Annotated in this window: 12 protein-coding genes; 10 read left to right on the top strand and 2 right to left on the bottom strand. The window is 65.7% G+C overall.

Annotated elements, in window-relative coordinates; translation table 11 throughout:
• Positions 1-262: 262 nt before the first annotated feature.
• Positions 263-724 carry an outer membrane protein assembly factor BamE gene (locus IY145_RS16440; RefSeq protein ID WP_196409199.1) on the bottom strand — a complete coding sequence of 154 codons (462 nt, stop codon included), beginning with the start codon at positions 722-724 and terminating at the stop codon, positions 263-265.
• Positions 725-973: 249 nt separating this feature from the next.
• Between IY145_RS16440 and IY145_RS16435 the strand changes: the two genes are divergently transcribed.
• From IY145_RS16435 to IY145_RS16390, 10 genes are all read left to right on the top strand, one after another.
• Complete coding sequence (locus IY145_RS16435) at positions 974-1636, top strand: DUF177 domain-containing protein (RefSeq protein WP_196409198.1); 663 nt, start codon at positions 974-976, stop codon at positions 1634-1636.
• Between the two features lie 249 nt (positions 1637-1885).
• Positions 1886-2935: a phosphate acyltransferase PlsX gene (gene plsX / locus IY145_RS16430; RefSeq protein ID WP_196409197.1), complete on the top strand. Its 1050-nt coding sequence runs from the start codon at positions 1886-1888 to the stop codon at positions 2933-2935.
• Positions 2932-3921, top strand: a complete 990-nt coding sequence (locus IY145_RS16425; RefSeq protein ID WP_196409196.1) for a beta-ketoacyl-ACP synthase III — start codon at positions 2932-2934, stop codon at positions 3919-3921. Before plsX ends, IY145_RS16425 begins: the two co-directional genes overlap by 4 nt.
• A gap of 289 nt (positions 3922-4210) precedes the next feature.
• Positions 4211-4540, top strand: a complete 330-nt coding sequence (locus IY145_RS16420) for an integration host factor subunit alpha (protein ID WP_312030636.1) — start codon at positions 4211-4213, stop codon at positions 4538-4540.
• A 52-nt stretch (positions 4541-4592) separates the two neighbouring features.
• Positions 4593-5825: an MFS transporter gene (locus IY145_RS16415; protein ID WP_246722067.1), complete on the top strand. Its 1233-nt coding sequence runs from the start codon at positions 4593-4595 to the stop codon at positions 5823-5825.
• Complete coding sequence (gene radA / locus IY145_RS16410; RefSeq protein WP_196409194.1) at positions 5818-7236, top strand: DNA repair protein RadA; 1419 nt, start codon at positions 5818-5820, stop codon at positions 7234-7236. Before IY145_RS16415 ends, radA begins: the two co-directional genes overlap by 8 nt.
• Positions 7237-7625: 389 nt before the next feature.
• Complete coding sequence (locus IY145_RS16405) at positions 7626-7901, top strand: hypothetical protein (RefSeq protein ID WP_196409193.1); 276 nt, start codon at positions 7626-7628, stop codon at positions 7899-7901.
• A gap of 431 nt (positions 7902-8332) precedes the next feature.
• Complete coding sequence (locus IY145_RS16400; RefSeq protein ID WP_196409192.1) at positions 8333-9013, top strand: CvpA family protein; 681 nt, start codon at positions 8333-8335, stop codon at positions 9011-9013.
• A gap of 82 nt (positions 9014-9095) precedes the next feature.
• Positions 9096-10556 (top strand): amidophosphoribosyltransferase, encoded by a 1461-nt coding sequence (gene purF / locus IY145_RS16395; RefSeq protein WP_196410580.1) that lies wholly within the window; start codon positions 9096-9098, stop codon positions 10554-10556.
• Positions 10557-10588: 32 nt separating this feature from the next.
• Positions 10589-10783 (top strand): hypothetical protein, encoded by a 195-nt coding sequence (locus IY145_RS16390; RefSeq protein ID WP_196409191.1) that lies wholly within the window; start codon positions 10589-10591, stop codon positions 10781-10783.
• Between the two features lie 54 nt (positions 10784-10837).
• Here IY145_RS16390 and IY145_RS16385 read toward each other — a convergent pair whose 3' ends face one another.
• Positions 10838-13978 carry an autotransporter domain-containing protein gene (locus tag IY145_RS16385; protein ID WP_196409190.1) on the bottom strand — a complete coding sequence of 1047 codons (3141 nt, stop codon included), beginning with the start codon at positions 13976-13978 and terminating at the stop codon, positions 10838-10840.
• Between the last annotated feature and the right edge of the window lie 136 nt (positions 13979-14114).

Here is a 14114-nt window from a genome sequence, read left to right as displayed (position 1 = left end):
AGCTATCGCTTCGAAAGACACTCTGTTTCATTCCTCGCTGTTGTTTGGACGAGACAGAGGCTAGCAACCGCGAGGGGCGAAAAATCGACTGCGCGCGTCACGCGCGCGTCACATTCGGGCGGGGCTCCGTAATTCCCACAAACCCTTAAAAATGAAGCGATCCGCTACGTACGGAGGGCGGCCGCCGAAACGCCCGCCACATTTGCGCCAAATCGACACAGCCACGCTTCTGTTTGAAAAAACTCGCTTTTTTATCGAATTCTCAGAAGCTGGTCAGCTTCGACAGCATATTGCGGACGAAATTGAACTCCGCGCCGGCGGTCGGCGTCGTGCGCGTGACGAAATCGACGACCTTGCCGTCCTGCAGCCCATAGTCGGCGATGCGTTGGACTTTTTTCGATTTGTCGAAATAGACCGAGAGAATGTGCTGATCGGCGACCTCGGGCGGCAGAAAGGCGAGCTCGCGCTCGATGCGCTGGCTGACATAGTACCAGGCGTCGCCGCCGATCGTCGATGTCGTCGACGGCGTGCCGAGCAGAGCGAGCACCTGAGGCGCCGCCATGCCGACCTTCACCTGCGCGGCCTTGCGCTCCTCGACGATCGCGCCGCGATTGATGACGCCGTCATAGCCGAGGCAGCCGGCGAGCGGCGCCGCGACCAGCGCGAGGACGGCGAGGCGATGGGCCTGCCGCGAAACGACGACGAGCGAACCCGGAAACCCCATTTTTCTCTCCGCGCTGAGCCTCGCTGCGAGGCCGACCTCTATCGCGACAATGTTCGAAGCGTTGCCTAACTCTCGCTCCGCGCGAAAGCAAGCGGCGACGCCTCCGGCGCAACCCTCAGGCTGGCGTCTGCGCCTCTTCGACCGTATCAATGGCCGGAAAATGGCGAAGCTTCGACGAATGGGCGCGGCGCCCATCTATATTTCCATATTGCTGACCGACGCTGCTGCGTCGGAGAGAAGGAGCGGCGAATGAGCGACGATCTACAATTGCCAAAGACGCCTTTCTCGCGTCCGCTCGCCGCGGTCGACGTTCCCGAGGACGGGCTGGAGCGCTCCATCGCCGCCGAGGCGAAAGAGCGCGCGGCCCTCGCCGAGGCGGATGGACTGCCCGCGCTGAACCGCCTCGAGGCGAAGCTGCTGGTGACGCGCGAAGGCCGCGACGGCCTGCGCGTCACCGGGGAGCTCAGCGCCGATGTGCGCCAGACCTGCGTGGTGACGCTCGAGGATTTCGACACGCGCGTCGTCGAGCCGATCGATGTGTCTTTCGCGCCCGAGGCGTCGCCGGCCGCGCCGCCGCATGAGCGGCGCCAAGAGCTGCGCCAGGAGCGCATGTCGCGGCGCCGGCGCGAGGCGGCGCCCGAAGAACCCAAAGATCCCAAAGAAGCGCGCGCGAGCCGCCATATCGCCGATCTCGACGACGACGCGCCCGACCCGCTCGTCGACGGGCGAATCGATCTCGGCGCGATCGTGGCCGAATTCTTCGCCCTCGCGCTCGACCCCTACCCCCGCAAGCCGGGCGCGCGCTTCGCCCCGCCCGGAGAGGCGGCGGCCGAGGAGGAGGAACGGCCGCCGGCGAAAGCCTCGCCTTTCGCCCGCCTGCGCGACGCCCTGGACAAGGACGGCGGAAACTAGAGGAAGCGGGAGCCTCGGCAGGAATTGCTCTTGCGCTGGCGCCGCGCAAATGGCAATTCGTCAGCCGCTGGCGCCTTGGGCCGGCGGCGAGCCCGGTCCCTATCGCAAGATCGCGGGGAACCGAGGAACGAGCGGACCCTAGCGGCTCCGCCTCGCCGCATCTTTCGCGCGACCGGCGGCCTCGTGGGACGGAACATAGCTGGCCGCGCGGACTTTCGTAATTCGTAACAGGTCGGGAGACGAGGCAGAATGGCGCAGCCCATTCGCATAGCGTTGGACGCCATGGGCGGCGATCATGGTCCGAAGGTCACCATAGCCGGCGCGGCCATCGCTCACGACCGCCATCCCGACAGCAGTTTCCTGCTGTTCGGCGACGAGGCCATGATCCGGACCGAGCTCGCCGCGCATCCGCGCCTCGCGCGCGTCGCGACCGTCCGCCATTGCGACGTCGCCGTCCGCATGGACGACAAGCCGAGCCAGGCGCTGCGCTCGGGTCGGCGCGTCTCCTCCATGTGGCAGGCGATCGAGGCCGTGAAGAAGAGCGAGGCAGACGTCGCCATCTCCGCCGGCAACACCGGCGCGCTGATGGCCATGGCCAAGGTCTGCCTGCGCACCATGGCCAAGATCGAGCGGCCGGCGCTGGCCAGCCTATGGCCGGCGCCGACGGCGCGCGGCTATTCCATCGTGCTCGACGTCGGCGCCTCCATCGGCGCGGACGCGCGCCATCTCGTCAATCTCGCCGTCATGGGCTCGGCAATGTCGCGCGCCCTTTTCGAACTCGATCGGCCGAGCGTGGGCCTGCTCAACGTCGGCAAAGAGGACATCAAGGGTAACGAGGAGGTCAAAGCCGCCTCGAGCCTTCTGAAGGAGACAGACCTTCCCAATCTGGACTATCGGGGCTTCGTCGAGGGCGACGAGATCGGCCAAGGAGTCGTCGACGTCGTGGTCACGGAGGGCTACTCGGGCAATATTGCGCTCAAGACCGCGGAAGGCACCGCGACGCAGGTCATGCACTATCTCAAGGAGGCGATCGGCAAGTCCTGGCTCTCCAAGCTCGGTTATCTGCTCGCCCGTAGCGCTTTTCGTGAGCTGCGCGCCAAAGCAGACGTTCGCAACATCAATGGCGGCGTGTTTCTCGGCCTCGAGGGGATCGTCATCAAGAGCCATGGCGGCGCCGATGCGCTGGCCTTCGCCCGCGCGGTCGAGATCGGCTATGAGATGGCGCATCAAGGCCTGCTCTCGAAGATCCGCGACATGCTGGCCTCGAGCCGTCGCGACGACCAGGAAGCCGCTCAGTGACTCTCTCCTCGCGCCCTCTGCGCTCCGTCGTCGTCGGCCTCGGCAGCTATCTGCCGAGCCGCATCCTCACCAATGAGGAGCTCGCCGCCACGGTCGACACCAGCGACGAATGGATCACGCAGCGCACCGGGATAAAAGAGCGCCACATCGCCGCGCCGGGCGAGACGACCTCCATGCTGGGTGAGAAAGCCGCGCGCGCCGCGCTCGCCGACGCCGGCCTCGGCCCCGAGGACATCGACCTCGTCATCGTCGGCACCTCGACGCCCGACTATACTTTTCCCTCGACCGCGACGCAGATCCAGGCCGCGCTCGGGATCACGCGCGGCGCCGCCTTCGATCTTCAGGCCGTGTGCTCGGGTTTCGTCTTCTCGCTGGCGACAGCGGAAAAGTTCCTGCGCTCGGGCTCGCACAAACGCGCGCTCGTCATCGGCGCGGAGACCTTCTCTCGCATTCTCGACTGGAAAGACCGCACGACCTGCGTGCTGTTCGGCGATGGCGCCGGCGCCGTCGTGCTCGAAGCGCGCGAGAGCGAAGGCTCGCTCGCCGAGCGCGGCATATTGACCACACATCTGCGCTCGGACGGACGCCATCGCGCGAAATTGCACGTCGACGGCGGCCCCTCCTCGACAGGAACCGTCGGCCATTTGCGCATGGAAGGCAAAGAAGTCTTCCGTTTTGCGGTCGGAATGGTAACGGATGTCGTTACCGATGCTTTCACAGCAACCGGCCTGACAGCGGCCGATCTCTCCTGGTTCGTGCCGCATCAGGCCAATCGCCGCATCATCGACATGTCTGCGGCAAAGCTCGGCATAGCGCCCGAAAAAGTCGTCGCCACAGTGCATTTGCACGGCAATACCTCGGCCGCCTCCATCCCCCTCGCTCTGTCGGTCGCCCGCGACGACGGTCGCATTCGCCGTGACGATCTCGTGATGCTCGAGGCCGTGGGCGGCGGATTCACCTGGGGATCGGCGCTCATTCGCTGGTGAGCGCCTGCGCGCCCGGTTCGCGAAAACTGCAACCTGCGCTTGATTTCCTCCGTAGTTTCTGAAAAATAATCAAATTGAGTTTTTCGCTCCTCGCGATACGCGCCTACGGCTGCCTGTCGCGAACGCTCGCGAGGAACCATTCTCCCGCGAGAGTTGTCACAAAGCAGAAAAAGAAGTCGAAACGGGCGATGTTAGATTTCGATTTGAATCAATAAGGCCGATCATGTCGCAAAATGTTTCAGAGAAAAGCGTGCCGGCTCTCGTAGAGCTTTCCCGGGAAGACGCCGCCATTTCCGAGTCGGCGACCGCGCAGGCGCATCACACCGTCACCCGCGCCGATCTCGCGGACGCCGTGCATCGCCGCATCGGCCTGTCCCGCGCCGAATCCGGCGAATTCGTCGAAGCCGTGCTGTCGGAGATTTTCGACGCCATCGTCTCCGGCGAGGATGTCAAGCTCTCGTCCTTCGGCTCCTTTCACATTCGCTCCAAGGGCGAGCGCGTCGGCCGCAATCCCAAGACGGGCGCCTCGGCGCCGATCACCGCGCGCCGCGTCGTGATGTTCAAAGCGTCGAATGTGCTGCGGGCGCGCATCAACGGACAGCGCGTGAGCGAAGAGTAGAGGCGTATCGCTTTCGCTTGCCGAAGCGCGCATCGGCGACATACAAGCGCCCATGAACGAGCCCTCGAGCGAGCGAGCCACAGACTCCGCGCGGACGATCCGCAGCGCCACGCCTATGCCCTCCGCCGTCTGGGCGCTGGGCGTAACCTCGCTGTTCATGGACTTCTCCTCCGAGATGATCCACGCGCTGCTGCCGGTCTATCTCGCCGGAACGCTCGGCGTCGCCATCGCCGAGATCGGTTGGATCGAGGGCGCGGCGGAAGCGACCGCCCTCGCGGTGAAAGTCGTCTCCGGCCGCGTGTCGGATATGATCGGCCGCCGCAAGGGTCTGGCGCTTTTCGGCTATGGCCTCGCCGCTGCGACAAAGCCGATCTTCCCGCTCGCCGGCGGCGCGGCGGAAGTGATCGCCGCACGCGTGCTCGACCGTGTCGGCAAAGGATTGCGGGGCGCGCCGCGCGACGCGCTGATCGCCGACGTCACCACGCCGGATCAGCGCGGCGCCGCCTATGGCCTGCGCCAGACGCTCGACACCGTGGGCGCGGTGATCGGTCCGCTCGCGGCGATCGGCCTGATGCTGGCGACGCATGACGACACCCGCTTCGTCTTCTGGGTCGCCTGCATTCCGGCGCTCGTCTGCGTGCTGGTTCTCGCTTTCTTCGTCCATGAGCCGGAGGAGACGCGTCCGCCGGCCTCCGGGCGCAAAGCGCTGCTCGCGGGATTTGCCGAGCTGCCGCGCGCCTTTTGGCTGCTGCTCGCCTTCGGCGCGATGCTCGCCTCGGCGCGCGTCGGCGAGGCGTTTCTGGTGCTGCGCGCAACGGGCGCGGGTCTTCGAATCGCCTTCGCGCCGCTCACACTGGTCGCAATGTCCTTCATCGCCATGCTCGCCGCCTATCCGGCCGGGAAGATCGTCGACCGCTGGAGCGAGCGCCGGCTGCTCGTCGCGGCGAGCGTGACGCTGGCGATTTCGGAGGCCGCGCTCGCCGCATCGTCGGACATCGCCGTCGTCTTCACGGGAATTGCGCTGTGGGGCCTGCATATCGCGCTGGCGCAAGTGGCGTTCTCGGCGCTGGTGGCCCGCGCGGCGCCGGCGCATCTGCGCGCCACCGGCTTCGGCGTCTTCGGCCTCGCCAACGCCGTGGCGGTCATCGCGGGCAATGTCGCCTTCGGCGCGCTGGCCGAGACGAACGGCCAGGGTTTCGCCTATGGCTGCGCCGCCGTCGTCGCGCTCGCGCCGCTGGCGCTTCTTCCCGTCATGGCGCGTGGAGGCGAAACCCGCCATGGCTAAACCCCGCCAGACCTTCGTCTGCCAGAGCTGCGGCGCGGCGACGAGCCGCTGGCAGGGCCGCTGCGAAGCCTGTGGCGAGTGGAACAGCATCGTCGAGGAGACTGGCGCGGCCGGCGGCGGCTTCGGCCCTGCGGCGCGCGCCGGACGCGGCCGGCCTTTCGCGCTCGAGGCGCTCGCCGGCGACGCCAGCCCGGCCCCGCGCATCGCCACCGGAATCGAGGAATTCGACCGCGTGACCGGCGGCGGCTTCGTGCCGGGCTCGGTGGCGCTGCTCGGCGGCGAGCCGGGCATCGGCAAATCGACGCTGCTTATCCAGGCCTGCGCGGCGCTGGCGCGGCGCGGCGAAAGGGTGATCTACATCTCCGGCGAGGAGGCCGCCGCGCAAGTGCGGCTGCGGGCCGACCGGCTGGGGCTGTCGAGCGCGCCGGTCGAGCTCGCCGGCGCGACCCAGGTCGAGGATATTCTCGCCACCTGCTCCACCGGAAAACGCGCCGCGCTCATCGTCATCGATTCGATTCAGACGATGCATACGCAGGCCGCCGATTCGGCGCCGGGCACGGTGACGCAGGTGCGCGCCAGCGCCCAGGCGCTGCTGCGCCACGCCAAGCTCAGCGGCTCCACCGTGATTCTCGTCGGCCATGTGACCAAGGACGGCCAGGTCGCCGGGCCGCGCGTCGTCGAGCACATGGTCGACGCGGTGCTCTCCTTCGAGGGCGACAGCGCGCATCATTTCCGCATGTTGCGCGCCTCCAAGAACCGCTTCGGCGCGACCGGCGAGATCGGAGTCTTCGAGATGACCGGCGCCGGCCTCGCCGAGGTCGCCAATCCGTCCGCGCTGTTTTTGGCCGGCCGCGACGCCGCCGCGCCAGGCGCCGCCGTGCTCGCCGGCATGGAAGGCCAGCGCCCCATGCTGGTCGAGATCCAGGCGCTGGTCGCGCCGACCTCGCTCGGCACGCCGCGCCGCGCCGTCGTCGGCTTCGATTCGAATCGCCTGTCGATGATTCTCGCCGTGCTGGAGGCCCATGCCGGGCTGAAGCTCGGCATGCATGACGTCTATCTCAATGTCGCCGGCGGGCTGCGCGCCGATGAGCCGGCCGCCGATCTCGCCGCCGCCGCCGCCCTCGTCTCCTCGCTGACCGGTGCGACCCTGCCCGCCGAGCTGCTGTTTTTCGGCGAGATCGCGCTCTCGGGCTCGGTTCGCCCGGTCATCCACGCCGGCGCGCGGCTGAAGGAGGCCGGCAAGCTCGGCTTCCACCGCGCGGTTCTCCCACAGGCCCAGCAGACGACCGACGAGGACAAGAACACGGGCGTCGCCCTGTCGCATTGCGGCCATGTCGCCTCGCTGGTCGCCGACATCGCCAAAGATTCGGTCGGCGCGCGCGAGCGCGGCCGCCCGCCGCGGCGCCCCTGAGCCGTCGAATTTTTCGTTTTCGCGCGAATTCTCGTCGCTCGATATGTTCCGCTCGGGCCGAAAGAGCTCTTTCGGTAAACGCAGAATACGTAGCCGAGGCGTGGATGAATACGTATTTCTACTTGAGACTCTGCACATTCTTCACAGGAATGACGACGTAGAAGCAGATTTATCGGTGCAGCGCCGTCCGCGAATGGTTGCAGAAAATTAACCATGAGCAATAATGATTTCATTCAGCGAATCACGCGTTTTTCAAGTTTCCACGAGGCCGAACGATGCAATCTCGGGAATTTGCGGAGACGAGCAGAGAAATCGCCCGCTGGAGTGAACCATTAGTGGCCGATCGAATATTCAGTGTCTATGAGACCTGGTTTCGAGGACGTCGGCAGATGTGGGACGCTCTCGGACGACAGCATTGCCGCATGTGGCGAAGCCTGCTCGAAGGGGAGCCGCTGATGGCGAGGGACGCGCGCGACGATCTCGTGCGCCTCGCCCGGCGCGCCAATATAGAAGAGCGCTCGCTCGAGGCCATAGACGAGACGGTGATGGACGAGCTCTTCCGCGTGATCCTGCGCCGCTGGCAGGGCCGCGACGAAGCGCGCCTCCATGGCATGGCGCTGATGATCGCCGCCTCCACGCTGGGCGAGATCCGCCGCGCCGCCTGAGCGCTCGATCGCGTTTCCAGCCGAAGCGGACGTCGGTTCGGCTGGAAATGCGTCGAGAGAAAAGGCGGTCGCCCCGCTTCGTCCGCCGCATTTCTCGCAAATGCCGCAATCACGGGGTTTGTATCCGGCCGCGCGCTTGTGGACAAACAGCGCCGCCCGCGCCGGGACGTGACGAACTATGGCCGCTCCCTTATACTCGGGGCTGAGATTCCGACGGCACGACGAACGCGCCGGCCTCGACCTTCGGCGGAGCCCTTCGCGAGCCTCGCCCGAGCGCCGAGCGCGCCCCAAGGGATTCACGCCCGAGCGCGTTCCGCTCGAACCGAATCGTTCGAGCGATCAGAATTCGCTCCTGCTCGAATTTAGACCGGATTCTGGTCCATCGGATCGGAATCCGGTCTAGAGAAGACGAAACACGAGAGGCCTTGCACATGCCGTCCTATCTCGATCTCGCCGTCACCATAGTGGTGCTGGTCTCGGGCCTGCTCGCGCTGCTGCGCGGCTTCACGCGCGAGGTGCTGGCCATTTTGTCCTGGGTGGCGGCCGCGGCAGCGGCCTATTACTTGCATCCGCTCCTCGTGCCTTATGTCAAACCCTATGTGCCGAAGGATAATATCGCCCTGCTCGCGGCGGCGGCGATCGTCTTCTTCGCCACGCTCGTGATCGTGTCGCTGTTCACCGTGAAGCTCTCGGATGTCATCCTCGACTCCAAGATCGGCGCGCTGGACCGCACGCTGGGCTTTCTGTTCGGCGCGGCGCGCGGGCTGCTGCTGGCGGTGGTGGCCTTCCTGTTCTATGCTTGGCTGGTGCCGGACGCGAGCCAGCCGGAGTGGATCAAGAACGCCCGCACCAAGCCGGTGCTGCAGGCCTCCGGCGACAAGCTGCGGGAATATCTGCCCGACGACATCGAGGGGCTCGTCGCCAAGATCAAGACCAAGAAGGCCGGCGTCGGCGCGGAAGAGCCGCCGGCCGAGACCGACAGCGATAAGCCCGACGCCGAACCCGCGCCCGAAAAGCGCGGCGATCTTACAAATCATCCGTCCGTCGCCACATATGGCGCGAACGAGCAACAGAAACTCGACGCCCTCGTCTCCGGACGAAAAGCGCGCTGAGCGTGGGTCGAATGGGCGTGACGCCCGAGGAGAGAAGCGAATGAGCGGTTCGGACTTGGACGGCGGCGGCGAACGTCCTTCCATGTCGAACATGTCGGACGATGATCTCGACGGCGACCGGCTCCGCGAATATTGCGGGGTCTTCGGCATATTCGACCATCCCGAGGCGACGGTTCTGACCGCGCTCGGACTGCACGCGCTGCAGCATCGCGGCCAGGAGGCGGCGGGCATCGTCGCCTTCGACGGCAAGCGCTTCAATTCGGAGCGCCGCCTCGGCCTCGTCGGCGACCATTTCTCGCATGAGAGCACGATCAAGCGCCTGCCCGGCAATTCGGCCATCGGCCATGTTCGCTATGCGACGACCGGCGAGACGATCCTGCGCAATGTGCAGCCGCTGTTCGCCGAGCTCAACACCGGCGGCTTCGCCATCGGCCACAATGGCAATCTCACCAACGCCCATACGCTGCGCCGCGATCTGATCGAGGAAGGCGCGATCTTCCAATCGACCTCCGACACGGAGGTGATTCTCCATCTCGTGGCGCGCAGCCGCAAGACGCGGCTCGTCGAGCGCTTCATCGAGGCGCTGCGCTCGATCGAGGGCGCCTATGCGCTCGTCGTGCTCTCCAACAAAAAGCTCATCGGCGCGCGCGATCCGCTCGGCATTCGCCCGCTCGTCATCGGCGAGCTCGACGGCAAATATATTCTCGCCTCGGAGACCTGCGCGCTGGACATCATCGGCGCGCGCTTCGTGCGCGATGTGGAGAATGGCGAGGTCGTCATCATCTCGGAGGACGGGCTCGAGAGCGTCAAGCCCTTCCCGCCGCAGCAGATGCGCCCCTGCATCTTCGAATATATCTATTTCTCGCGCCCCGATTCGATCGTGCATGGCCGGCCCGTCTATGAGGTGCGCAAGGCCATGGGCGGCGAGCTCGCCCGCGAGCAGAGGATCGAGGCCGATGTCGTCGTGCCCGTGCCCGATTCGGGCGTGCCCGCCGCCATCGGCTATGCGCGGGAGTCGGGCATTCCCTTCGAGCTCGGCATCATCCGCAATCATTATGTCGGCCGCACCTTCATCCAGCCGACTCAGACGGTGCGCGAGATCGGCGTGCGCCTGAAGCACAGCGCCAATCGTTCCGTCGTCGCCGGAAAACGCGTGATCCTCATCGACGATTCGATCGTGCGCGGCACCACTTCGGTGAAGATCGTGCAGATGATGCGCGACGCCGGCGCGCGCGAGGTGCATTTCCTCATCTCCTCGCCGCCGATCACCAATCCCGATTATTACGGCATCGACACGCCGCAGAAGGACAAGCTGCTCGCCGCGACGCATACGCTCGAGGAGATGCGGCAATATATCGGCTCCGACAGCCTCGCCTTTCTGTCGATCGACGGCATCTACCGCGCCATGGGCGAGGAGAAGCGTGACCCGCTGCGGCCGCAATTCACCGACCATTGCTTCACGGGCGATTATCCGACGACGCTGACCGATGTGACGGAAGAGCGCGTGCGGACGCAGCTGTCGCTGCTCGCGGAGGCGAGCTGAGCGAAGCCGGCAGAAGCGTCGAGGCCCGTGCGATGAAACATGGACGCAACACACACGAAGACGCCCGCCGCATGATCGATGCGGCGGGCGGCGACCGAGAAACCGAAGATTTCGGCTGGGCCTCCCGCGTCTCCGCGCAATTCTCCGAAATCGGCCTCTCCGACGAGGAAGCGACAGCTCTGGAACTCCGCGAAGCCTCCTCTACGCGGCCGGCCGAATTAGAGTGATCCTGCTCGAGACGAGCGCCGCCCCCGAAACATCGGGAGCGGCGTAGCGATCATTCACCAGCTGTATTTCAGCCCGCCCTTGCCGCCATAGCTGCGCGAGACGTCCGAGAACTCGCCCTGGAAATCCACGAAGAGCGCCAGACGATCCTCGAGATAGAGCTGCGCGCCGGCTTTGATCTGCGCGAGATTATCGGCTTGGCGCGGGCCGAAGACGGTGAAATTCGCTCCCGGCAGCGCGACCAGCGCATTGGCGAGACGTCGCTGCGGGAAGAACTCGTGTACCCAGGCGACGCTGCCCGTGGGCATGACGCGCCAGCCATTGTCGAGACGGAAGCTGTCGGAGAAGCGCAGGCCGAGGAAGGTCGGCAGCGAGGTCGTGGACTGGCCCTTGTTCGTCAGCGCCAGCGGGCTCGCCGGATTGAGGCCCTTCTCGGTGAAGGCGTCGGATTCGTAGAAGGCGACCTCGGCCGCCGCGAAGGGCGTCAGCTTCACGCGGCCTATGTCATAGCCATGGCCGATCTCGCCGCGCGTGCGATATTCGCGCGAGGAGAAATCCGCGGTGAGCTTGTCATAGGGCAGGAAGCCGAAGCCGCCCGCCGTGCGCGTCGTCGAATTCTGGAAGACGCTGAAAGTCTCGCTCAATTCGACATAGGAGTGGCCGAAGCGACGGCTCGTATAGAGGCCGCCGTGGAAAGCGGTGATGTCGCCCGTCGTCTGCTGCGACGCGACGCCGAAGCTCGACGAGCTGCCGCCCGCCGCGACGCCGACCAGCCAATCGGGATCGATCTGATAATCGAGGCCGATGATCCCACCGTAGTAATTGGCCTTGGCCGACGGCGAGCCGAGATCGGCGTCGGACGAGATATCGACGGCGCCGCCGAAGAAGGAGCCCCAGGCGCGCCATGTGCGGGTGAAGACCGGCGGCGCCTTGGTGACGATCGGGCCCTTGCGCGATTCGAGCCGCGTGTAATTGAGCGCGCCGGAGATGCTCTCGCGCGAGGTGATTCCGGTGACGTCGCTGGTCTCGCCGGAGCGCCAGAAGGCCGCCTGATCGGCGATCGCCGAGCTCGCCAATGCGCCGATATGGATCGCCGTCGATTGCGCGCCCGCGAGGCCGGCGCCGCTCAGCGTGTCGAAGGTCGATTGCGCGCCCTGCGCCGTCTGCAGATAGAGCGTGTTGAAGAGGCTCGCGCCCGGCGCGCCATATGAGCCCTTGCTCGCCGCCGTCAGCGCATTGGCGACAGCGCGCTGATTGGCGTTGGCCGCGACCGCGCCGAAGGCGAGATCATTGCGATTCAAGGTCAGATAGACATTGTTCGCGTCATAGCCGAGCCAGGGCGTGAGAAACGCCAGATTGGTCGAGGCGCCGGAGAAGCTCCCCGACACGCCGCCCTGCGCATTGAGGATCGTATAGGAGGTGCTCGGCAGATAGAGGCCGGAGCCGGCGTTGACGCTCACCGAGCCATTGAGCGAAGCTGTTCCGGTGACATTGGTCCGATCCGCGACGAAAGGCGTCGCTCGCACCGAATAGATCGAGCCGGACTGGAAGGCGAGCGCGCCTTTGACGGTCAATGTCCCGATCGTGTCGACCGCGCCAGGCGCGAGCGTTCCGCCCGAATTCACCGTCACATTGCCGACCGTTCCGGCGCCGGCGAGCGCGCCGCCCGCATTCACCGTGCTCGCCGAGACGATCGAGCCCGCGATCTCGAGCGTGCCGCCATTGACGATGGTCGGGCCGGTGTAGGTGTCCGTTCCGGTGAGCGTCAGCCGGCCCGTGCCGTTCAGAGTGAGGCCGCCCGCGCCGGAAATGTCATTGTTCCAGGAGTCCTTCGCATTGAAGCCGCCCAGCGAGGCGTTCATCGCGATGGAGACCTGCGAGTTGAAGGCGCCATAGCCGTCCGCGGCGGCGAAGAGATTGAGCCGCGCATAGCCCGTGCCGTCGTCGAGCGGCTGGCCGGACGCCAGTTCCGTCGTCGCCAGCACGTCGCGCAGCTGCGCCGTGGTGAGATAGGGAAAGCGGCTCGCGATCAGGACTTCGGCGCCGACGGGCACGACTGGCGCGAGATTGGTGGGGCCGACAGGCGCGAGACCATAGGTCAGCCAATAGGTGAAATTGGCCTTATCCGTCGAAAGATTGCTGAAGCGATCCGTCGCCGATGTCGTCGCGCAGGCGGCGATCCCACCGGAACATGTGCTCAGCAGCGTGCGAAGGTCGTTCTGCGCGGCGGCAAAGAGCGCGGGGAAATCGCTGGTCGTGGTGATGGTCCCGCCGAGCAGGCCGGGCAGCGTCTGATTTTCGTATTTCGAGCTGCCATTCAATATCTGCACCAGATCATAATAGGTCTGGATGCGCGCGCCGATGACATCGAGCGGATAATGCGCGCCGAGCACGATGCGGCTGTTGCCGAATTCGGCGCCGCGCGTGATGAGCTGCTGAAAGCGCTCGGGAACCATTATCGCGAGCAGCAGGCTCGATGTGAAGCCATAGGTCGAATGGCCGCTCGGGAAGGAGGCGTTGCTCTTCAGTGTCGGGATGATGGCCGTGGCGGAATTCGTGCTGACGCCGAAATAATCGTTGGCGACGAAAGTCTGAATCTGGCTCGGCGCGACCTGCGCCGGCCGGCTGTCGCCGACCGTATTGGCGTTGGCCGGCGGCGGATTATAGGCCTTGTCATAGACGTTGAATTGGCCGCCCGCGGGCAGCGAGACGCCGACCGCCTGATGCGCCGGATTGCCATCCGTGCTGCCATTGGCGAAGAAATTCTTGGTGAAGGCGGAATCGCTCGCGGTGATCAGCGTGTTGATCTGGGTGAACAGGCTGGAGAAGTTCGTCGAGAGGCTGGTGGCGGTGAAATTGGCGGCGACGCTGTTCTTGGTCGCGAAAACGGCGAAGAGATTGGAGCCGAGGCCATCCGCCACGCTCGCGCCATTCTGCAGCGAGCCGACGAGCGCCGCGATCGTATTGTCGGAGATCGCCTGCGCGCGCACCGCGGCGGACGAATTATTGTTGATGGCGATCGCCGTGGCGAGATTTTGGTTCAGCACGGTGACGCCGGCGGGCGTATTGCCGAGCAGGCTGAATCCCGACAGCAGATTGGCGTTGTCGATATTCGTCGCGGTCTGCGCCCGAGCGCTCGCGGCCGAAAACCCGACGGCGCCGACCAGCGCCATCGACGCGAAGAAACGATTGTTCATGCCGGGGGCTCCTGAAGCTCGGCTATTCGTTTTTCGCAACTATTTCGGCAACATGTATGCTTGATGACGTCGCGAGCCTCGGCGCGACGATCGCGACGGCCTCTCTCTTGCTTGGACGTAGCCCGAGGAATGAGCC

Source organism: Methylosinus sp. H3A (genome assembly GCF_015709455.1).
Lineage (GTDB): Bacteria > Pseudomonadota > Alphaproteobacteria > Rhizobiales > Beijerinckiaceae > Methylosinus.
Note: the sequence above shows the minus strand (reverse complement) of the source record. Positions and strands in the feature narration are given on the sequence as shown.